A 21,698-nucleotide genomic window follows, 5' to 3' on the forward strand; every position below is an offset into this window, starting at 1 on the left:
CTCGTCGAAACCATCGAGGCAGCCGAATGCAAGAACTACTTCGAAAACGCAGGCTACGCTTCCGTCAAAATATGAAACGCTCTAGTCGCCAAAGCATCAGATCTATCAAGTTGGGCGCTCAACGATCTCCGAATTCGTGTCGAACAGGCGCCTCTATCCGACCTCGATCACAGCCTTGATCAGGCCGGATTTCTCGTGTGCCCAACGAGCCAGATCATGCGGCGTGCCGGCGAGTGTGGTGCGGTGGGTGACGAGCTTAGCCAAGGGAACGGTGCCGTTGCGGATCGAGGCGGCGACGTGATCGAAGTCGGCGCGCAAGGCGTTGCGGCTGCCGATCAGCGTCATCTCGCGCTTGTGGAATTCCGGATCGGAAAAGCTGATGTCGTCCTTGACGACGGAGACCAGCACCAGCGTTCCGCCATGCGCGACATGGGCGAAAGCCGACTGCACCGATTGGGTGTTGCCGGTGGCGTCGAAGACGACATCGAAGCCTTCGCCTGATGTCGCTCCCTTGACCAGATCGGGCACCGCGCCGCGCGACCCGTCGAGGGTCTGGAAACCAAGCTCATTTGCGGCGAAGGCGAGCCTTTCACTGCTCATGTCGAGCAGCGTCACGTCGAGCCCGGCGATGCGGGCGAAGATGGCGGTGCCGAGCCCGATCGGGCCAGCGCCGATGACCAGCGTGCGGGCGCCGGGGTCGGCGCGGGCGCGCCGCACTGCATGCGCGCCGATGGCCAGGAACTCGACTGCGGCGGCGTCGGCCAGCGAAAGGCCGTTGGCGGGATAGAGATTTTGCGCCGGCACCAGAATCCGTTCGCACATGGCGCCGTCTCGATGCACGCCCAAGACCTCGATCCTGACGCAGCAATTGGGCTTGCCGTGCCGGCAGGCGATGCACTTGCCGCAGGAAAGATAGGGGTTGATCACCACGGGCTCACCAACGGCAAGATCGACGCCGTCGCCGGTCTCGACGATCGTTCCCGACACCTCATGGCCCATGATGCGGGGATAGGCGAGGAACGGGTGCTTGCCCTCGAAAATGTGGTAGTCGGTGCCGCAGATGCCGACATGGCTGACCGCCACCAGCGCCCAGCCGGCAGGCGGTGCCTCTGGTGCGGGCCGGTCTTCAAGGACAAGATCGCCGGGCGAACGGCAGAGGACGGCTTTCATGCGCTAATCCAGTCATGAAATCGCCGGCCCGTTGGTGTGGCGGGCCGGCGGTTGATTGCGGGATCGCTACTTGCCGCGGCGGCGCAGGCCGTCGAAGTAGACGATGATGATGATCAGCGCGCCAGTGATGATGCGCTGCCAGAACGAGTTGACGTTGAGCAGGTTGGCGCCGTTGTTGATGGTGGCCAGGATGAAGGCGCCGAGCAGCGGCCCATGCACCGAGCCGACGGCGCCGAACAGCGAGGTGCCGCCGATGACCGAAGACGCGATCGCCTGCAGCTCCCAGCCCTCGGCCTGCGTCGGGTTGCCGATGCCGATGCGGGCCGCCAGCAGCACGCCGACAAAGGCGGCGCACAGGCCCGACAGCGTGTAGGCCATGTAGATGGTGCGCTGGACATTGACGCCGGACAGGCGCGAGGCCTCGGCGTTGGAGCCGACCGAAAACAGGTATCGGCCCCAGCGGCTGTGGTGCAGGAAAATATAGGCCGGAATGCCGACCAGGATCACCATCCAGAACAGGTTGGGGATGCCGATGAAGGAATTGCGCGAGAAGGCGGTGAAGGTGTCGCTGTTGATGTTGATCGAATTGCCGTTGGTCATCAAAAGGCCGATGCCGCGCAGCGAGGTCAGCGTTGCCAGCGTGATGATGAAGGGCGGCAGGCCCATCTTGACGATGCCGAAGCCGTGGAACATGCCGATGGCGACACCGACCAGCAGCGTCACCAGAATGGCGAGCCAGATGGGGAAGCCGGCATTGATCATCATGGCCACGACCACGGTGGCGAAACCGACCACGGCGCCGACCGACAGGTCGATGCCGCCGGTGATGATGACGAAAGTCTGGCCGACCGCCATGATGGCGATCATCGAGCCCTGGCGCAAGAGATTGGCCATGTTGTTGGCGGAGGCGAAGCTCGTCGTCGCCACGGAGAGAAGGATCCAGAGCAGAACCAGCAGCGCCAAAAGCGTCAGCCCAAACAGGACATTATAGTTGCGCTTCGGTTTTTCGACGGCAATCGCCTCGGTGCTCATATTTGTCCTCCCAGCTTTTCTTGTTTCTCGGCGAGCGCCTGAGTAAGAATATCCTCGTGGCTGGCGGCGTGAAAACCGTGCGTCGCCACCAGTTTGCCGCGCCGGAACACATGCAGCGTGTCGGCGAGTTCATAGACTTCCGGCAGATAGGACGAGATCAGGATGATGCCGGCGCCCTTTGACAAAAGTGCGCCGAACAGGCGGTAGATCTCGGCCTTGGTGCCGACATCGACGCCGACCGTCGGCTCGTCGAAGATGAACAGCTTGGCGCCGTGCGCCAGCCATTTGCCGATGACGATCTTCTGCTGGTTGCCGCCCGACAGGCTGGATGCCAGCGCGCCGCGCGTCGGTGTCTTGATGCGCAGATCGGCGATCTGGCGATCGGCCTGCGTCTTCTCCTGCGCGCTCGAAATCAGCAGATTGTTCGAGATTCGCTTGTAGATCGGCAGGTTGAGGTTGAAGCCGACCGGCAGGTTGAGGCAGAGGCCCTGGTCGCGGCGGCTTTCCGGCGCCAGCGCCATGCCGAGCTTGATCGCGTCATGCTCGGAATTGACCTGCACCTCCTTGCCTTCCCAGAGGATCTGGCCGGCGGATTTGCGGTGGCGGCCGTAAAGCGTGGTGACGAACTCGCTGCGTCCGGCACCGATCAGGCCATAAAGCCCGACGATCTCGCCGGCGCGAACCGTCATCGAGACATTTTCGAAGCCCTTGCCGGACAGGTTCCTCGCCTCGATAATGGCGGCGCCCGGCGTGAAATGCTCCTTGTGATATACCTGCTCGATCGAGCGGTTGATCATCATCTTGACCAGCTCGGCATCGTTGGTCTCGGCGATGTTGCGGGTGCCGACCAGCGTGCCGTCGCGCAGCACGGAAACACGGTCGGCGAGCTCGAACACTTCCTCCATGCGGTGGCTGATGTAGATGATCGTCACGCCTTCGCCCTTCAGCCGACGGATTAGGGTGAAAAGCTGGTCGGCCTCCTTGCGGGTGAGGTAGGCGGTCGGCTCGTCGAAGATCAGGAATTTGGTGCCGCGCACGGTGGCGCGGGCGGCGGCAATCAGCTGCTGCTGGCCGATGGTCAGGTCGCCAAGCGTGACATGCGCCGGCAGGTCGAAGCCGAGGTCGTCGATGATCGTCTGTGCTTGCCTGACCATGGCGCGCTGCTGCAGGATGCCGAAGCGTGAATTCTCCTCGCCGAGGAACATGTTGGCGGCGACCGTCAGGTGACGGCACAGCACGACTTCCTGGTGCACGGCATTGATGCCGAGCGCCATCGCCTCGTGCGGTGTCGCCAGGGCGGCCGGCTGGCCCTCCCAGGCAATCTCTCCGGAGGTGCGCGGCATGACGCCGGTCAGAAGCTTGATGAGCGTGGATTTGCCGGCGCCGTTCTCACCGACGATGGCGTGGATCTCACCGGACTTGAAGGCGAGGTCGACCGGCTTCAGCGCGTGGGTGCCGGGATAGCGCTTCTCCAGCCCGCGCAATTCGAGGATGGTCCGCCCCGGTTCCAGAACGGGTGTGGGATGCAGTTCCTGCGCCGTCGAAATCATGACAATCCTCCCAGATTGGCCTCCCGGATTGGCTTCCCAGGCTGGCCTCACGATTGGCACGCGGCGAGGCAAGGATATGCCTCGAAAACAGCCTAGCTCAGGCGTGCGGATTGCCAAGCCGTTTGTGCGGCAGCTTGTGTCTCCGGGGCGAGGTGCCCCGGAGACGATTGCGGATGCGACGGCTCAGAGCTTCGGATTGAGCAGCGCGTCGATCTTGGGGTCTTTCATGTTGTCCTTGGTCACCAGATTGGCGCCGGTGTCGACATTGGCTTCGACCTTCTCGCCTTTGGAGGCGGCGAGTGCGGTCTTGATGCCGTCATAGCCCATCCGGTACGGATCCTGGACGACGAGGGCGGAAATGACGCCGTCGTTGAGGAACTTGATCAGCTTCTCGTCGCTGTCGAAACCGACCAGCGCCAGTTTGCCGCCAAGGCTGTTTTCCGCGACAGCCTGGCCGACGCCCTGCGCCATGATCAGGTTGGAAGCGAAGATGCCCTTGAGGTTCGGGTTGGCGGTGATCAGGTCGGTGGCGATGTTGAGGCCGGTGGTGGCCTGGCCGTCGGCGTATTTATCGGCGACCAGCTTGAGGCCCGGATATTTGGCGGCCAGCTGTTCGGTGAAGCCCTGCTTGCGCTGTTCGAGCGAGCCGGCGCCCGGTGCGTTGGTGATCAGGGCGACGTCGCCCTCGATCTTGCCGCCGTTGGCGGCGCCGATGGCGGCTGCGAGGCCGTCGGCAGCGACGCGGCCGCCCTGGACGTTGTCGGTGGTCAGGAACGAGGTGAAGGCCTTGGAGTCGGCGCCGGAGTCGATGCCGATGACCTTGACCTTGGCAGCGGCTTCATCGATCGGCTTGCCAAGCGCCTTGAACTCGGTCGGCGCAATGACGATGGCCGCCGGGTTGCTGGCAACGGCGTTCTCGAGGATCGAGACCTGGCCGTTGACGTCGGTTTCAGCCTGGGCACCGAGTTCCGGCACGTTGACGCCGAGATCCTTGCCAGCCTTGCGGGCGCCGGCCAGAACGATCTGCCAGTAGAACGACGTGGTGTCCTTGACGATGATCGGAATGGTGACGTCCGCCGCCGAAACCGGCGCCGAATGCATAACGCCGGCGAGCATCGAAGCTGCTGCCAGCGCCATGACGGCGCGGCGGTTGAGAATGCTGGTCGCGAATTTCATGAGGTTTCCTCCCTAAAGTCGCCCGGTGAACGTTACGGAAGCTCCGTCCGGATAGGCGTGGCCCAAACAGAACTTTATCAATAAAAAACAATTGCCATGTTTTGATAATGCATCGAACAGATCGATGCAAGCGGTGTTTGATCAGTCCTTGCGAGGTCTGGCAGAAGCAAATCCACCGCGCTGCTCCCCATTGACGCCGTCACGCTTCCGTTCCGTTCTGGGAATGTATGGAATATTAATTCCACCATTTCGTCAATATGGAATATCCATTCCTTCGTGTGACCGCAAGAATATGAAGTTTCACGCCAGCTCCTGCACCAGCGTGTGGGGACGATATCTGGCGTATTCCGTCTCCGGCACGTCGATGTCGAGCAGTTGGAGGTTACGCGTCAGGTTCGCCAGCTTGGCGGTGCCGGTCAGCACGGTGGCGACGGCAGGTTCATGCAAGGGGAATTGGAACGCGGCGGCGGCGAGCGGATAGCCACCCTCGGCGGCGATCCTTTCCATTGCGCCGACGCGGTCGAGCACGTCATGGCTGGCAGGGCGGTAGTCGAAATGTGCGCCTTGCACCGGCCCGGTCGCCAGGATGCCGGAGTTGAACACGCCGCCAATGACCAAGGAGGTCTGCCGCGCCCGGCATAGGGGCAGCAACTCCGCTTCGGCACTGCGGTCGAGCAAGGAATAGCGGCTGGCGAGCAGGATGCAGTCGAGCGGCGCCTCGCGCATCACGTCCAGACAGATCTGCACCTCGTTGACGCCAAGCCCATAGGCGGAAATGACGCCGGACCGTTTCAGCTCTTCGAGTGCCTTGAGGCCGCCGTCCATCAGGTCGCGAAAGTGCAGCTTGGTCTTCTCGACACCATGGGTGTAGGCGCCGATGTCGTGGACAAACAGGATGTCTATCCTGTTTAGGCCAAGCCGCGCATAGCTGAACTCGACCGACCGCATGATGCCGTCATAGGAATAGTCGTAGTCGAGCGCGAAGGGCAGCGGATCGACATAGGAGTGATCGGGAACCTGATCCTCCGACACCGGGCGGAACAGCCGGCCGACCTTGGTCGACAGCACATAGGAATCGCGCGGCTTGTAGCGCAGGAAGTCGCCGAAGCGGCGCTCCGACAGTCCGAAACCGTAAAAGGGTGCGGTGTCGAAATAGCGCAGGCCGGCATCCCAGGCGCCCTGCAGCGTCTCCATCGCCGCTTCGCGCGAACAGGCGCGGTAAAGGCCGCCAAGTGCAGCGCCGCCAAAGCTGACCTCGGTGACTTCCAGCGCTGTCTGGCCGATGCGGCGTCTTTCCATGCACAACCTCCCCGTGGCCAGCCAACTGGCCGGCGCGCAGTCTACTTTATATCAGTAAAATCTAAAGTGTTGCGCCCAGATGCCAGGGCACGAACTCGTTGTCGCCGTAGCCGAAGTCCTCGCTCTTGGTCTTGCGGCCGGAAGCCGTTTCGACGATCAGTTCGAAGATCTCGCGGCCCATGCCGGCGATGGTCTTTTCACCCGAGGCGATGACGCCGCAATTGACGTCCATGTCCTCCTCCATCTGGTGGTACATCGTCGAGTTGGTGGCGACCTTGATCGACGGCGTCGGACGGCAGCCGAAGCAGGAGCCACGGCCGGTGGTGAAGACGATGACGTTGGCCCCGCCCGCCACCTGGCCGGTCGCCGAAACCGGGTCGTAGCCGGGCGTGTCCATGAACACCAGGCCGCTGCCAGTGACTTTTTCGGCGTAGCCGAAGACGCCGTTGAGCGGCGTCTGGCCGCCCTTGGCGACCGCGCCGAGCGACTTCTCCAGGATGGTGGTGAGGCCGCCGCGCTTGTTGCCGGGCGAGGGATTGTTGTCGATCGAGGCGCCGTGCTTGGCGACATGGTCCTCCCACCATTTCACGAAGCCGTCGAGCTTCTGCGCGATCTCCGGCGTTGCCGCGCGGTAGGCAAGCAGATGTTCGGCGCCATAGATCTCCGTCGTCTCGGAGAGGATGCCGATGCCGCCGACGCCGGCCAGGATGTCGACAGCCGCGCCCAGCGCCGGATTGGCTGTGATGCCCGACATGCCGTCGGAGCCGCCGCATTGCAGGCCGACGATGATCTCGCTGACCGGGATCGGCTCACGCTTCAGCTGGCCGACTTCCTCGGCGATCTCGGCCAGCACGCCCATCGCCTTTTCCACCGATTTGCGCGATCCGCCGGCGTCCTGGATGTTGAAATGGCGCTTGCCGGCAGCGACGCCCTTTTGGCCGTAGAGGGTGAGCTGGTTGACCTCGCAGCCGAGACCGACCATCAGCACGCCGCCGAAATTCGGGTGGCGGGCGTAGCCGGCGAGTGTACGGTGCAGCACCATCATGCCGTCGCCGGTGCCGCTCATGCCGCAGCCCTGGCCGTGCACGATCGGCACGAAGCCGTCGATGCCGGGATATTTCGGCAAAAGCGTGCGGTTGGCGGTGTCGGCGATGGAATGGCAGACGGTGGCCGAGCAATTGACGCTGGCGACGATGCCGATGAAGTTGCGCGTGCCGGCGCGGCCATCGGCGCGGCGATAGCCCATGAAGGTGCGGGTGCGGTCGGCCTCCGTCGCGTGCTCGGCCTCGCTCGGCGGCACGACCGGCAAGCGGCCGGATTCGAACACCAGATTGTGCGAATGCACGTGCTCGCCCGGCGCGATGTCCTGTGTCGCGCGACCGATCGCCTGGGCGTATTTCACCACGGCCTCGCCGGCGGCGATCGGCTTGATCGCCACCTTGTGGCCGGGCTCGATCAACACACTGGCGACGGCACCGCCCGGCAGCGCGGTGCCGATCTCGATGCGGCCGTTGGCGACGGCGACATTGTCGGCGGGGGATAGAAGAATGCAGTTGGAGGCGTTCACGGGCGGTTTCCTGGGTGATCCTGGGTTGCGCGGACGGATTGACACGCGTCTGTTTAGAGATATTGTCTTTTATCGTGAAAAAACAGTTTTGCGTCAATGGTTTTTTCACTGGGGAGTTCCGCATGTCTCCGGGTTGTTCCGGGAAGCAATTTCGCTTCTCAGAGCCATGCGAACGTCATATTGCGCTTCAAACCGTCCGCCGCAAGCGACGGCGTGCAACGGGTCAGGGATGTCGAAGAGCAACAACGTCTACAAGGATGCCTACAACCGCTGCCTGCGGCAGCTCGACGAAACGCGCAGCCTGCCTTCGGAGCCGGAACTGGGTACCTTGCTTGGCGTCAGCCGTACCACGGTGCGCACCATTCTCGCGCGCATGGAAGAGACTGGGCTGATCGCCTGGAACAAGCGCGCCAAGACGGTGCTGCGCGAGACGCGTCCCGATGATTTCTTCCCCGAGGAAGAGACCGACACGCTGGCCGAGATCATCGAACGGTCGTTCATGCGTCGGTTGCTCGCCGGCGGCGCCGAAGCCGGCATGCAGATCAACGAGCTCGAACTGGCGCGTGAGATCGGCGTCGGCACCACCAGCGTGCGCGAGTTCCTGATCCGCTTCTCCCGCTTCGGCCTGATCGAGAAGCGCCGCAACAGTCACTGGGTGCTGAAGGGCTTTACGCGTGCCTTCGCGCTGGAGCTGACCGAAATCCGCGAAATGTTCGAACTGCGCTCGGCGGCCGCCTTTGCCGTTTTACCGCAGGACAGCGCGGTCTGGACCGATCTCGACCGCCTGGAAGACGAGCATCGCCAGTTGGCAAACGACATCGCCACCCGCTTCACCGAGTTCTCCGAACTCGACGAGCGCTTCCACCGGCTGATCCACCGGGCGTCGCGCAACCGCTTCATCGTCGATTTCTACGATGTCATCGCCATGATCTTCCACTATCATTACCAGTGGAACAAGGCGCAGGAACGCGAGCGCAACGAAGTCGCCATCGGTGAGCATCTGGTCTACATAGAGGCGCTGAAATCACGCGATCTCGGCAAGGTCGACGCCGCTTGCCGCAAGCACCTGAAATCGGCGCGCCAGACATTGCTGACCTCGATCCCGGAGAGCCGGTCGCTGCAAAAATCCTGAGCCGCATCGCGGCTTGGAGCCTTGTTTCATGCATGTCGTTGTCCCAAAACCGCTATACGCTTTTGGGCGGCATGCGTTGAGCCTGCCGCGTCGGCGCCGCGGCGATTTGGCGATTTTCCACCCGCCAGCCCCGTGCTAGATATGGTTCGTTGCTGCGAGAGGCAGGGCTTTGGGCGTATCGAGGAGACGATGGAGCATGCCGGTCGCGCTTGTCGCGGCCTATCTGCTGTTGCTCCAGTCGACGCTTGGTGCATTCGCCTTCGGCGCCGGTCCCAATGCATCGCAGCTCGACGCCTTCGGCAACGTCATCTGCACCCATGAGGGCGCAACCCAGCTTCCCGGCGACAACCAGCCGCCGTCCCATCTTCCGGCATGCTGCGTGCTCGGCTGCAGCATGGTTTCGGCGGCCTTTGCGCCGCCGCCCGGTGCTGGCCTGGCGCTGGGCAGCCTTTCCTTCAAAACGGTCGCCTTTGTTTTTCCGGCGGCCATCCATCTCGACTTTGCGCGTGAGCGCTCGCCGTCGAACCCGCGCGCGCCGCCGCTGACGGCCTGAGCCTGTTTGCCCGGCGGAACCTTTCGTGGGCGTACCCATCCAAAGATCAAACTGCTCGCGACCGGCAACGGCGCGACCTTCACTTCATGGAGCAACCATGTCCTATTTTTTCCCCGACGCGGCGCGTCTTATGCCCGGCGGCATTCTACGCGGCATCGAAGAGCGTGTCGGCATTGCCGTGCTGGCTCTTGCGCTGCTGTTCACAGGCGCCCAGTCCGTCCTCGCGCATGAGTTCAAGGTTGGCGATCTCGAGATCGGCCACCCCTGGTCGCGCGCCACGCCGGCCGGCGCCAAGGTCGCCGGCGGCTATTTCACCATCACCAACAACGGCAGTGCGCCGGACCGGCTGGTGTCGATTTCCTCCGATGTCTCTGAAAAGGCCGAGCTGCATGAGATGGGCGTCAAGGACGGCGTCATGACCATGCGTCCGGTTGCCGGTGGCCTGGAAATTCCGGCCGGCGGCAAGGTAGCCCTTGCGCCTGGCGGCTATCATTTGATGTTCATCGGCCTGAAGCGACAACCCAAACAGGGTGAAAAGTTCTCAGCCGTCCTGACCTTCGAAAAGGCCGGCGCCGTCAGCGTCGATTTCGCTGTCGAAGGCATGGGCGGTGGCGCCATGGACGATCACGCCAATTGACCCGGCCAGTTTGAAATTTGAGGGACCATCATGAACAAGTATCTTTTGTCGGCCGCAGTACTTCTCGTGCTCGGAACCAGTGCCGCCTTCGCGCATATCACGTTCGAAACGCAGGAAGCGGCCGTTGGGTCGACCTACAAGGCCGTTTTGCGCGTGCCGCATGGTTGCGAGGGCAAGGCGACGATCGCCGTGCGCGTGCAGATTCCGGAAGGGGTGATCGCGGTGAAGCCGATGCCGAAGCCTGGCTGGACGCTGCAGACCAAGAAGGGCAAGTACGACAAATCCTACCAGCTCTATGGTCAGGCGGTTGCCGACGGGGTCAAGGAGGTCGACTGGAGCGGCGGCAGCCTGCCAGATGAATTCTACGACGAGTTCGTCTTCCGCGCGACGCTGACGGCGGATCTCCCTGTCGGCCAGAAGCTTTACTTCCCGGTTGTGCAGGAATGCGATGGGGCCGCCGACCGCTGGATCGAAATCCCGGCAGCCGGCCAGGATGAGGACGCGCTGGAAAACCCGGCACCCGGCATCAAGCTGTTGCCGAAGAAATGATCTCCAAGGCGGCGCGCTAATTCGCGCGCGCCGCTCTTTTTCGTGGCGGTGACATGAGCACGACCCCCCTCCTGCAAACGGCTTCCATGGCCTGCAAACCTGCCGGCCGGCTTGCCGCCGGCCTGTTGGCCGTGATCGTGTTTCTTGCCAGCCTTGCCGTGTCAGATCAGGCCTTTGCCCATGCCGCGCTGATCAAGACCGATCCGGCCGACGGCGCGGTGCTGGAACAGGGGCCGGCACAGTTCTCGCTGACCTTCAGTGAGCCGGTCTCGCCGCTGGTGCTGACCTTGGTGAAGCCCGACGGCACGCCGGTTGCTCTGACGTCATTCCGGCTCAGCGACCAGACGCTCGAGATCGACAATCCGCAACCGCTCAAATCCGGTACGCATGTCTTGAGCTGGCGCGTCATCTCCGCAGACGGTCATCCCGTCGGCGGATCGCTGCTGTTTTCCATCGGCGCGCCCAGCGAGCCGCCCGCCGTGTCCGAAGCCGTCGACTGGCCGTTGCGGTCGGCGATCTGGCTCGGCAAGGTTTTTCTCTACCTCGGCCTTTTTCTCGGCGTCGGCGGCGCTTTCGCCCTCGCCTGGCTGTCCCAAGGTGGCCGCGCCGGACAGCGCTTCGTTGCAGCCGCAATCCTGGGCGGACTTGTCGCGGCGCCCTTGTCGCTCGGCTTGCAGGGGCTTGATGCGCTCGGGGCACCGCTCTCCCATCTGGCACAGGCGGTTATCTGGCGGACCGGACTCGGCACCAGTTTCGGCTGGACGGTGCTGGTCGCGCTGATTGCGCTGGGGCTTGGCCTGCTGTCGCTGGCCGGCCCCCGCGCCACCGCCAAACCACTTGCGCTGGCAGGTCTGGCCGGGGTGGGGGTTGCCCTTGCCGCCAGCGGCCATGCCAGTGCCGCCGAACCGCAATGGCTGACGCGGCCGATGGTGTTCCTGCACGGCGTAGGCATCGCGTTGTGGGCCGGCGCATTGGTCCCACTCGGGCTGGCGCTGAAGGGGCAATCGGCGGGGGCCACGCCATTCCTGCGGCGGTTTTCTTGGGCGATCCTGCCGGTGGTGGCCGTGCTTGCCTCTGCCGGCATCGTGCTTGCCGTCATCCAGGTGCAAACACCCGCGGCATTGGTCGACACCGCCTATGGAAGGCTGCTGCTGATCAAACTCGGGCTGTTGGTCTTTCTGTTCACGCTCGCCGCCGTCAACCGCTGGAAACTCACGGCATCGGCCGAGGCGGGATCGACGGAAGTTCAACGCAGGCTGGTCCGCTCGATCGGCGTCGAGATGTTGATCGTGTTGGCGATTTTCGGCGTTGCCGCGGGCTGGCGCTTCACGCCGCCGCCACGAGCCCTCGCGATTGCGGCAGCGCAACCGGTGTCGGTCCATATCCACGCGCTGAAAGCGATGGCCGATCTCAGCATCACGCCGGGCCATGCCGGACCGGTCGTCGCCTCGATGATCATCATGAGCGGCGATTTCGGCCCGCTCGACGCCAAGGAGGTGACGCTTGTGCTGTCGAAACCCGATTCGGGCATCGAGCCCTTGAAGCGCGCGGCGGCCAAGCCCGGCGACGGCAGTTGGCGTGTCGACAACCTCGTCATCCCGGTGGCCGGCCGGTGGACGGTGCGCATCGACATACTGGTCTCGGACTTCGAGATGGTGAAGATCGAGGCGCCCGTCGACATCCGCGCCGAGTGATATTCAGGTGATGCCGGCCTGCGAACGGCGGCTTCCTGCGCTTCCGGTGCTCACGTACTTTAAGTACGCTCCGCTCCGGTTCTCGGAAACCACCATTCTCGACTCGGCCTGACCTGAATCTCACACGCCGCGGCATCAACACAATTCGGCGGGGCGGTTGACGCAGCCCGAAAGGCCCGTCAATCATCGCGGCAAAACGCGATCTCAACAAAATCCGAAGGCAGGAAAAAAACGATGGAAAAAGCCGAAATCGGCCTGATCGGCCTTGGCACGATGGGCTCCAACCTGGCGCTCAACATCGCCGAGCACGGGCATCGCATCGCCGTCTTCAACCGCACCAGGGCGCGCACGGACGCTTTCATCGAGAATGCCGGCGCGCTCAGGGACATGGTCGTGCCCTGCTACAGCCTGGAAGAGCTTGCCGCCGCGATCCGGCCGCCGCGCCCGATCATCATCATGGTGCTGGCCGGCAAGCCGGTCGACGAACAGATCGCGGCTCTGCGCGGCGTGCTGTCGGCCAACGACATCGTCATCGACGCCGGCAACGCCAATTTCCGCGACACGATGCGGCGCTTCTCCGAGCTTTCCGGCTCGGGTCTCACCTTCATCGGCATGGGCGTGTCCGGCGGCGAGGAGGGTGCGCGCCACGGACCGTCGATCATGGTCGGCGGCACGGAGGACTCATGGAAACGCGTCGAGAAGGTGCTGACGGCGATCTCCGCCAAGTTCAAGGACGAACCCTGCGCGGCATGGCTCGGCACCGACGGCGCCGGACATTTCGTCAAGACCATCCATAACGGCATCGAATATGCCGACATGCAGATGATCGCGGAGATCTACGGCATCCTGCGCGACGGCCTGGGCATGGACCCGAAGGAGATCGGCACGGTGTTCGCCAACTGGAACAAGGGCCGGCTCAATTCCTACCTGATCGAGATCACCGCCAAGGTGCTGGCATCAGACGATCCGAAGACCGGCAAGCCGGTGGTCGACATCATCCTTGATCGCGCCGGCCAGAAGGGCACCGGCAAATGGTCTGTCATCGAGGCGCAGCAGCTCGGCATCCCGGCCACCGCGATCGAGGCGGCGGTGGCGGCGCGCGTTCTATCGTCGATCAAGGACGAGCGGCTGGCGGCGGAAAAGGCCTATGGCAACATCGGCGTGACGAAGATTTCCGGTGACAAGGACGCCTTGCTGAAAGATCTGGAACTGGCGCTGTTCGCCGGCAAGATCGCCGCCTACGCCCAAGGTTTTGCGGTGATGAGCGGCGCCTCCAAGGAATTCAACTGGAACCTGCCAATGCCGACCATCGCCAGGATCTGGCGCGCCGGCTGCATCATCCGCTCGCAGATGCTCGACACCATGGCGGAGGCCTTCAGCAAGGGCGGCGCCTCGACCAACCTGCTGATGGCCCCGGCCTTCATTGCGCTGATGCAGGAAGCGCATCCGTCGCTGCGGCGCATCGTGGCGAGGGCTTCGGAGGCCGGCTCGCCGGTTCCGGCGCTGTCTTCCGCACTTGCCTATTTCGACAGCTACCGCCAGGGCCGCGGCACGTCGAACCTGATCCAGGCGCAGCGCGACTTTTTCGGCGCGCACGGCTTCGAGCGTATCGACGACAAAGGCGCGTTCCATGGGCCGTGGGGAAGCGGTGCGGCTGGTTAGCCCAAGGGCCTAAACGGAAACCGGCGGGCTGAACGCCCGAACCTCGCTGGTGGCGACCAGGCGCTGCAACGAGCCGGGTGCGGCGCCGCCGATCCAGCCGAGCACGGAGCGGGCGAGATCGGAGCCGGCCAGGCGGAAGTTCTCGTTGACGACGAGCAATTCCGGCCGGAACAGGTGCAACAGGTCCGACGACTGCTTGGACACGACATCGACGTCGCGGCCAAGCTTGAGGCCGGCATCCTCGATGCCGGCGACGATCGCCAGTGTCGCGGCGGCAGCGCTGCTGACGAAGCCGTCCGGCCTGTTCTCGCGGCGCATCACCTGCGCGGTTCTGGTCCTGATCTGCTCGATCGTGTGATCGATGGAAACGGTGTTGAACGGAATTTCGCTGGCTCCGACCTCGCTTAGCGCATCGGCAAAGCCGTTCAGCGTGTGGCCATAATAGGTCAGCCCGGGCGGCGGCGACAGAAGCGCCAGCTTGTGCCTGCCCATGCTCGCCAGGCGGCGCACGGCTTCCATCGCGAAAACATGGTTGTCGAAGTCATGGTAGGGATGGACGAGGCCCATGTCGGTGCGCCCATGCGTGGCAAAGGGCATGCCGTGCTCGAGCATGTAGCGGGCGCGCGGATCGTTCGGTTGGGTGCGCGAAATGATGACTCCGTCGGCCGAGCCGGTCTCGACGAGATAGCGGATCGGCTCCATCGGATCCTGCGAGCGGGAATAGGGCGTGACGATCAGGTGATAGGGCGTTTCGGCGAGCACTTCCGAAACGCCGTAGATGATGTCCGAGACGAAGCTCATGATCTCGCGGTCGGTGTTGAGCACGAGGCTGATGACATTGGTCCTGCCGGTGCGCAGACGCACGCCGGCGCGGTTCGGCCGGTAGCCGATCTGCTTGGCGACGAGCTGGACGCGACGCCTGGTTTCGGCGCCGATTTCCGGGGCATCCTTCAAGGCGCGTGACACAGTGGTGACGCCGAGCCCGGTCATGAAGGCAAGCGTCTTCAACGTCGGCCGTCCCTGTGCCGAGGTCTCCCCGTTCTTGTCCGTACGCTGTCTGTCCATTCGTCCCGCCCGTCAGGCGCATAGCAGCCGCGAGCCATGTCGGCAATCGCCGCCATAGCGGTACGATATGCGTTCCAGCCCCGGCAAAGCTCAATATACTGAAACGTTACAGATTGCCATATCGAGTTACATGTCCATCGCCACGAGGTGGATGGTTCTTTTGCGAAACGCATTGGGATTCCAGGAGAAATCGCCTCTGCCGCCGCCTTTTGTCCGTATCAGGCGGCATTTCGGTGTTTGCGCCGCAGCAAACCATGCTGCAGTGCATGGGAAGCGCGATCATTCATGCGAATTTGTTCGCGGTCCGAAAAAATATCGAGGGCGCTTCGTTGATGGGTTGCACAGCCCGCGCAATTGCCGTATCGAAAATCTGTAACGTTTCAGATTCTGGGAGGAGCCGAAATGCGATACAAACTTTTGACCGCTGCGCTGGCAGCGACGGCCGCGTTGCAGTTTGCCGGCCAGGCGGCCGCGACGGACCTGGAAGTCACCCATTGGTGGACGTCGGGCGGCGAGGCGGCGGCGGTTGCGGAACTTGCCAAGGCATTCGATGCAACCGGCAACCACTGGGTGGATGGCGCCATTGCCGGCTCCGGCGGCACGGCGCGGCCAATCATGATCAGCCGCATCACCGGTGGCGATCCGATGGGCGCCACGCAGTTCAACCATGGCCGGCAGGCGGAGGAACTGGTGCAGGCCGGCCTGATGCGCGACCTCACCGACGTCGCCACCAAGGGCAAGTGGACTGATGTCGTCCGGCCGAAGAGCCTGCTCGACGGCTGCACCATCGACGGCAAGATCTACTGCGTGCCCGTCAACATCCATTCCTGGCAGTGGCTGTGGCTGTCCAACGAAGCCTTCGCGAAGGCCGGCGTGCCGTTGCCGAAGGACTGGAATGAATTCGTGGCGGCAGCGCCGGCGCTGGAAAAGGCCGGCATCATCCCGCTCGCCGTCGGCGGTCAGGCCTGGCAATCCTCCGGTGCCTTCGACGTCCTGCTTGCGGCTGTGGGCGGTACGGACACATTCCTCAAGGTCTACAAGGACAAGGATGCCAAGTTCGCCGCCGGGCCCGAAGTCGCCAAGGTCTTCAAGGCCGCGGACGATGCCCGCAAGATGGCGAAGAACACCAATGTGCAGGACTGGAACCAGGCGACCAACCTGGTCATCACCGGCAAGGCCGCTGGCCAGATCATGGGCGACTGGGCGCAGGGCGAGTTCCAGGTTGCCGGCAAGACCGCCGGCAAGGATTATACCTGCCTGCCGGGCCTTGGGCTGAACGAGGTCATAGCCACGGGCGGTGACGCCTTCTATTTCCCGCTGCTCAAGGATGCCGACAAGAGCAAGGCGCAGGAGGTGCTGGCCGAGACGCTGCTCGATCCCAAGACGCAGGTTGCCTTCAATCTAAAGAAGGGATCCCTGCCGGTGCGCGGCGACGTCGATCTCAATGCGGCCAACGACTGCATGAAGAAGGGCCTCGCCATTCTTGCCAAGGGCGCCGTCATGCCGTGGACGGACCAACTGCTTTCACAGGACACCCAGAAACAGAAGGAAGACCTTTTCGCCGAATTCTTCGCCAAGCCGGAACTGACCATCGAAGACGCGCAGAAGCGCTTCGCCGACCTCATCGCTTCGGCGGACTGACGCTGGAGGCAACCCGCCTCATTCCCGGCCTTGCGAATGCAGGGCCGGGAATGCACCGCCCTTACCCAGCCGGCTGACGAGATGAGCAAGAGCGAACGCCCCAACCTTCTGTTCCGCAACCTCAATGCGAAGGTCGCCTCGATCCCGATGATCCTCACCGCCATGGTGGTTTTCGTCGGCGGCACCGTTTGGACGGTGCTCTATTCCTTCACCAATTCGAAGCTCCTGCCGCGCCTGAATTTCGTCGGGCTCGACCAGTATTACCGCCTGTGGGCGGCGCCGCGCTGGCTGATCTCGATCGAGAACCTGTTGATCTACGGCGCGATCTCCCTGGTGTTCTCGCTGGTCATCGGTTTTCTGCTTGCCGCGCTGCTCGATCAGAAGATCCGCTTCGAGGACACGTTCCGCACGATCTTCCTCTATCCTTTCGCGCTCTCCTTCATCGTCACCGGCCTGGTCTGGCAGTGGTTGCTCAATCCGGATTTCGGCATCCAGCATGTCGTGCGGGACTTGGGCTGGACGAGCTTCAGCTTCGACCCGCTCTACAATTCCAGCATCGTCATCTACGGCATATCGATCGCTGCGCTGTGGCAAGGCACCGGGCTCATCATGTGCCTGATGCTGGCCGGCCTGCGCGGTATCGACGAAGACATCTGGAAGGCGGCGCGCGTGGATGGGATCCCGATGTGGAAGACCTATCTGTTCATCGTCATCCCGATGATGCGGCCGGTCTTCATCACCACGCTCGTCATCATCGCTTCCGGCATCGTCAAGGTCTATGACCTGGTCGTGGCCCAGACCAGCGGCGGCCCGGGCATCGCATCCGAAGTGCCGGCCAAATACGTCTACGACTATATGTTCTTCGCCCAGAACCTCGGCCAGGGTTTTGCCGCCTCGACCATGATGCTGCTCTCGGTGGTGATCGTCATCGTGCCTTGGGCCTATCTCGAGTTCGGGCGACGCAAATGAGCATTGCAGACATCACCGCTCAAGCAAGCACTGCCGCCGGCGCGCGCCAGGACATCGCCGGGCCCTACGGTCCAAAGCCGCGCCGCGTGATTTCGCGCCGCAACGTCTTCCTCTACGGCACATTGTTCGTCATGGCGGTCTACTACCTCTTGCCGCTCTATGTCATGGTCGTCACCTCACTCAAGGGCATGCCGGAGATCCGGCTCGGCAACATCTTCTCACCGCCGCTCGAGATCACCTTCGAGCCGTGGGTCAAGGCGTGGTCAACGGCCTGCACCGGCCTTAACTGCGACGGGCTCTCGCGCGGTTTCTGGAATTCGGTGCGGATCACCGTGCCGTCGGTGCTGCTGTCGATCGCCATCGCCTCGGTGAATGGTTATGCACTGGCCAATTGGCGCTTCAAGGGCGCCGACACGTTCTTCATCATCCTGATCGTCGGCGCCTTCATTCCCTACCAGGTGATGATCTATCCGATCGTCATCATCCTGCGCGAAATCGGCCTCTACGGCAGCCTCAGCGGGCTGGTGATCGTCCATTCCATTTTCGGCATGCCGATCCTGACGCTGCTGTTCCGCAATTATTTCGCATCGATGCCGGAAGAGCTGTTCCGGGCGGCACGCGTCGACGGCGCCGGCTTCTGGGGCATCTTCCTGCGCATCATGCTGCCGATGTCGCTGCCGATCTTCGTCGTCGCCATCATCCTGCAGGTGACCGGCATCTGGAACGACTTCCTGTTCGGCGTCGTCTACACCCGCCCCGACACCTATCCGATGACGGTGCAGCTCAACAACATCGTCAATTCGGTGCAAGGCGTGAAGGAGTACAACGTCAACATGGCCGCAACCATCCTGACCGGGCTTGTGCCGCTGATCGTCTACTTCATTTCCGGCAAGCTTTTCGTACGCGGCATCGCCGCCGGCGCGGTGAAGGGGTGATGGCGATGACGGCAGCCAACGATACCAGCGTTTCGATCCAGGACCTGTCGCTGAATTTCGGCGCGGTGACCGTCCTGGAGACGCTCAATCTCGATGTCGCCGATGGCGAGTTCATCGTGCTGCTCGGGCCGTCCGGCTGCGGCAAGTCGACCTTGCTCAACTGCATTGCCGGCCTGCTCGATGTCTCCGAAGGCCGCATCTTCATCAAGGGCAAGAACGTCACCTGGGAAGAGCCCAAGGACCGCGGCATCGGCATGGTGTTCCAGTCCTATGCGCTCTATCCGCAAATGACGGTGGAGAAGAACCTGTCCTTCGGGCTGCGTGTCGCCGGCACGCCAAGAGAAGAGATCGCCAAGCGGATCGCGCGGGCGGCTGAAATCCTGCAGATCGAGCCGCTGCTGCAGCGTAAGCCGGCCGCACTTTCCGGCGGCCAGCGCCAGCGCGTCGCCATCGGACGGGCGCTGGTGCGCGATGTCGACGTGTTCCTGTTCGACGAGCCGCTGTCCAATCTCGATGCCAAGCTGCGCGCCGAACTGCGCGTCGAGATCAAGCTGCTGCATCGCAAGCTGCAGAACACCATGATCTACGTCACCCACGACCAGATCGAGGCGATGACGCTGGCCGACCGTATCGCGGTGATGAAGGGCGGCGTCATCCAGCAGCTCGATGCGCCGCAGACCATCTACAACCGTCCGGTCAACCGCTTCGTCGCCGGCTTCCTCGGCTCGCCCGCAATGAACTTCGTCGATGGCCGTCTGGAAGACGCGGACGGCGGCTGGCGGTTCGCGGCCGAGGATATCAAGATCCCGCTCGGCACTTACGACTTTGCCAAGCCTCCGGCTCCAGGCCCCGTCACATTCGGTATCAGGCCCGAGCATGTCAGCCTGAACAGTGGCACCGGCTGGCCGTTCTCGATAGCCGCCAATGTCGAGGTGGTCGAGCCCATGGGCTCCGACACGCTGGTCTGGCTGAAGCTTGCCCAGCAGAATTTCAGCGTCCGGGTGACCTCGGAACGCACGCCCAAGAACGACGAGGCGGTGACGCTTGGCTTCGATCCGATGCGCGCCTCGCTTTTCGACACGGCAACCGGCACACGCATCTAGCTTCCGAGAACCAACCTTCCAACGACAATCCCCAAGCGAAACGGACAGAGACGATGAATTGGTCATTCCAACTTTACAGCGCCCGCAATTTCCAACCCTGGGACGGTGTGCTCGCCACGCTCGGCAAGCTCGGCTACGCTCAGGTCGAAGGTTTTGGCGGCGTCTATGATGATCCCGAGGCATTCCGTGCCGAGCTCGACAAGAACGGGCTTGCCATGCCGACTGGGCATTTCTCGATCGACGCTCTCGAGAACGATTTCGACGGCGTGCGCAGAACCGCCGACGCACTCGGTATCACGCTGCTCATCTGCCCTTTCCTGATGCCCGACCAGCGGCCATCCGACGCCGCCGGCTGGAGCGGCTTTGGTGAGCGTCTGGCAAAGGTCGGCGACGCCGCGAAAAAGGCCGGCTACGGCTTTGCCTGGCACAACCATGATTTCGAGTTCAAGAAACTTGCCGACGGATCGGTGCCGCAGGACCACATCCTGTCATCCGCGCCCGATGTCAGCTGGGAGATGGACGTGGCCTGGGTGGTGCGCGGCGGCGATGATCCGTTGCCGTGGATCGAGAAACACGGCAAGCGCATCAGTGCCGTCCACGTCAAGGACATGGCCAAGCCGGGCGAGGGGCTGGATGAGGATGGCTGGTCGGATGTCGGCCATGGCACCATCGACTGGGCCGGTCTGATCAAGGTGCTGCGTGCCAAGAGTGCTGCCCAATACTACGTCATGGAACAGGACAACCCCAACGACATCGAGCGTTTCGCCCGCCGCTCCATCGCAGCCGCCAAAACCTATTAGGAGCAATCAGCATGGCAAAGAAACTTGGCATCGGCGTCATCGGCTGCGGCAACATCTCGAAAGCGTATTTTTCGCTGGCGCCGCTGTTTCGCGGCATCGAGATGCGTGCCTGCGCCGACATCAACATGGAGGCGGCCAGGGCTCGGGCGAAGGAGTTCAAGCTGCGCGCCGAGACCGTCGAAGACCTGCTCAGGGCCGACGACATCGACATCATCGTCAACCTGACCATCCCGGCGGTGCATTATGAGGTGTCGAAGCAGATACTCGACGCCGGCAAGCACGTTTATTCGGAAAAACCGTTCGTGCTGTCGGTCAAGGAAGGGCTCGACCTTAAGAAGCGGGCGCAGAAAAAGGGTCTTCGGATCGGCTCGGCGCCAGACACTTTCCTCGGCGGCGCGCACCAGCTGGTGCGCAACCTGATCGACACCGGCAAGCTTGGCAAGGTCACGAGTGGTACCTGTCATGTCATGGGCCACGGCATGGAGCATTGGCACCCCAATCCGGATTTCTTCTTCCAGCCGGGCGCCGGTCCCGTGCTCGATATCGGACCGTATTACATCACCAATCTGATCCAGCTGATCGGGCCGGTGAAGCAGGTCGCGGCCTTCGCGACGACGCCGGCCAAGGAGCGGACGATCAGTTCAAAGCCGCGCGCGGGTGAAAAGATACCGGTCAACACGCCGACGACCATCCATGGGCTGCTGGAGTTCGAGAACGGCGCCGTTATCACGCTCAACACCAGCTGGGACGTCTGGGCTCACGGCCACGCGCCGATGGAACTCTATGGCGAGACAGGCACGGTGTTCGTGCCGGATCCGAATTTCTTCGGCGGTGACGTTCGCTTCACCGACGCGGCCAAGCCGGTCAAGAAGCTGCCGAACTGGCCGCATCCGTTCGGCGTGCCCAACGAGATGCATTCGCAAGGCATGATGGCCAACTACCGCACATCAGGCCTCGCCGATATGGCGGTGGCAATCGCGGAAGGCCGGCCGCACCGCTGTTCGATGGAGCTGGCGCTGCACGCCGTCGACGTGATGACCGGGCTGTTGCGTTCCGGCGAAACCGGCAAGTTCGTCGCCATGCAGACCACCTGCGAACGGCCGGCGGCACTTGGCGTCAAGGAAGCCAAGGCGCTTTTGGCGAAGAAGAAATAGGCAGCACACC

General features: G+C 63.1%; 19 protein-coding genes. 12 read left to right on the plus strand and 7 right to left on the minus strand.

Annotation, left to right across the window (positions count from 1 at the left end; all coding sequences use genetic code 11):
• Positions 1-153: 153 nt before the first annotated feature.
• The 6 genes from NKH97_RS09090 to NKH97_RS09115 all read right to left on the minus strand — a co-directional run bounded on the left by NKH97_RS09090 (position 154) and on the right by NKH97_RS09115 (position 7,794).
• Complete coding sequence (locus tag NKH97_RS09090; RefSeq protein ID WP_352796268.1) at positions 154-1,170, minus strand: zinc-binding alcohol dehydrogenase family protein; 1,017 nt, start codon at positions 1,168-1,170, stop codon at positions 154-156.
• Between the two features lie 66 nt (positions 1,171-1,236).
• Positions 1,237-2,202 carry an ABC transporter permease gene (locus NKH97_RS09095; RefSeq protein ID WP_023812479.1) on the minus strand — a complete coding sequence of 322 codons (966 nt, stop codon included), beginning with the start codon at positions 2,200-2,202 and terminating at the stop codon, positions 1,237-1,239.
• The gene (locus tag NKH97_RS09100; RefSeq protein ID WP_352796272.1) at positions 2,199-3,752 is read right to left on the minus strand and encodes a sugar ABC transporter ATP-binding protein; all 1,554 of its coding nucleotides are present in this window, start codon (positions 3,750-3,752) and stop codon (positions 2,199-2,201) included. Before NKH97_RS09100 ends, NKH97_RS09095 begins: the two co-directional genes overlap by 4 nt.
• A 183-nt stretch (positions 3,753-3,935) precedes the next feature.
• Entirely contained in the window at positions 3,936-4,928 is a 993-nt protein-coding gene (locus tag NKH97_RS09105; protein ID WP_023812481.1) for an ABC transporter substrate-binding protein, read from the minus strand.
• A gap of 300 nt (positions 4,929-5,228) precedes the next feature.
• Positions 5,229-6,227: an aldo/keto reductase gene (locus NKH97_RS09110; RefSeq protein WP_023812482.1), complete on the minus strand. Its 999-nt coding sequence runs from the start codon at positions 6,225-6,227 to the stop codon at positions 5,229-5,231.
• Between the two features lie 61 nt (positions 6,228-6,288).
• Positions 6,289-7,794, minus strand: a complete 1,506-nt coding sequence (locus NKH97_RS09115) for a UxaA family hydrolase (protein WP_352774966.1) — start codon at positions 7,792-7,794, stop codon at positions 6,289-6,291.
• A 229-nt stretch (positions 7,795-8,023) separates the two neighbouring features.
• Here NKH97_RS09115 and NKH97_RS09120 point away from each other — a divergent pair, with 229 nt between their 5' ends.
• From NKH97_RS09120 to gnd, 6 genes are all read left to right on the plus strand, one after another.
• On the plus strand, positions 8,024-8,926 hold the full coding sequence (locus tag NKH97_RS09120; RefSeq protein WP_352774964.1) for a GntR family transcriptional regulator: 903 nt from the start codon (positions 8,024-8,026) through the stop codon (positions 8,924-8,926).
• A 196-nt stretch (positions 8,927-9,122) separates the two neighbouring features.
• Positions 9,123-9,479, plus strand: coding sequence for a DUF2946 family protein (locus tag NKH97_RS09125; protein ID WP_023812485.1), 357 nt, complete (start codon positions 9,123-9,125; stop codon positions 9,477-9,479).
• Positions 9,480-9,576: 97 nt separating this feature from the next.
• On the plus strand, positions 9,577-10,116 hold the full coding sequence (locus tag NKH97_RS09130) for a copper chaperone PCu(A)C (protein WP_023812486.1): 540 nt from the start codon (positions 9,577-9,579) through the stop codon (positions 10,114-10,116).
• 30 nt (positions 10,117-10,146) lie between these two features.
• The gene (locus tag NKH97_RS09135) at positions 10,147-10,665 is read left to right on the plus strand and encodes a YcnI family copper-binding membrane protein (protein ID WP_023812487.1); all 519 of its coding nucleotides are present in this window, start codon (positions 10,147-10,149) and stop codon (positions 10,663-10,665) included.
• 53 nt (positions 10,666-10,718) lie between these two features.
• Entirely contained in the window at positions 10,719-12,359 is a 1,641-nt protein-coding gene (locus NKH97_RS09140; protein WP_023812488.1) for a copper resistance CopC/CopD family protein, read from the plus strand.
• A gap of 234 nt (positions 12,360-12,593) precedes the next feature.
• Positions 12,594-14,021: an NADP-dependent phosphogluconate dehydrogenase gene (gnd, locus tag NKH97_RS09145; protein ID WP_023812489.1), complete on the plus strand. Its 1,428-nt coding sequence runs from the start codon at positions 12,594-12,596 to the stop codon at positions 14,019-14,021.
• Positions 14,022-14,030: 9 nt separating this feature from the next.
• On the opposite strand, the gene NKH97_RS09150 is transcribed toward gnd, so the two are convergent.
• The gene (locus tag NKH97_RS09150) at positions 14,031-15,086 is read right to left on the minus strand and encodes a LacI family DNA-binding transcriptional regulator (RefSeq protein ID WP_023812490.1); all 1,056 of its coding nucleotides are present in this window, start codon (positions 15,084-15,086) and stop codon (positions 14,031-14,033) included.
• A gap of 402 nt (positions 15,087-15,488) precedes the next feature.
• Here NKH97_RS09150 and NKH97_RS09155 point away from each other — a divergent pair, with 402 nt between their 5' ends.
• The 6 genes from NKH97_RS09155 (at position 15,489) to NKH97_RS09180 (ending at position 21,688) form a co-directional block, all read left to right on the plus strand.
• Positions 15,489-16,727, plus strand: a complete 1,239-nt coding sequence (locus NKH97_RS09155; protein WP_023812491.1) for an ABC transporter substrate-binding protein — start codon at positions 15,489-15,491, stop codon at positions 16,725-16,727.
• 81 nt (positions 16,728-16,808) lie between these two features.
• Positions 16,809-17,696: a carbohydrate ABC transporter permease gene (locus NKH97_RS09160; RefSeq protein ID WP_027037757.1), complete on the plus strand. Its 888-nt coding sequence runs from the start codon at positions 16,809-16,811 to the stop codon at positions 17,694-17,696.
• Complete coding sequence (locus tag NKH97_RS09165; protein ID WP_023812493.1) at positions 17,693-18,631, plus strand: carbohydrate ABC transporter permease; 939 nt, start codon at positions 17,693-17,695, stop codon at positions 18,629-18,631. The genes NKH97_RS09160 and NKH97_RS09165 overlap by 4 nt, the downstream gene beginning before the upstream one ends.
• Before the next feature lie 5 nt (positions 18,632-18,636).
• Complete coding sequence (locus tag NKH97_RS09170) at positions 18,637-19,734, plus strand: ABC transporter ATP-binding protein (RefSeq protein WP_023812494.1); 1,098 nt, start codon at positions 18,637-18,639, stop codon at positions 19,732-19,734.
• Positions 19,735-19,787: 53 nt separating this feature from the next.
• Positions 19,788-20,534: a sugar phosphate isomerase/epimerase family protein gene (locus NKH97_RS09175; RefSeq protein WP_128303236.1), complete on the plus strand. Its 747-nt coding sequence runs from the start codon at positions 19,788-19,790 to the stop codon at positions 20,532-20,534.
• A gap of 11 nt (positions 20,535-20,545) precedes the next feature.
• Positions 20,546-21,688, plus strand: coding sequence for a Gfo/Idh/MocA family protein (locus NKH97_RS09180; protein ID WP_023812496.1), 1,143 nt, complete (start codon positions 20,546-20,548; stop codon positions 21,686-21,688).
• Positions 21,689-21,698 lie beyond the last annotated feature (10 nt).

The organism is Mesorhizobium sp. M0870, assembly GCF_040319775.1.
Taxonomy (GTDB): Bacteria; Pseudomonadota; Alphaproteobacteria; order Rhizobiales; family Rhizobiaceae; genus Mesorhizobium.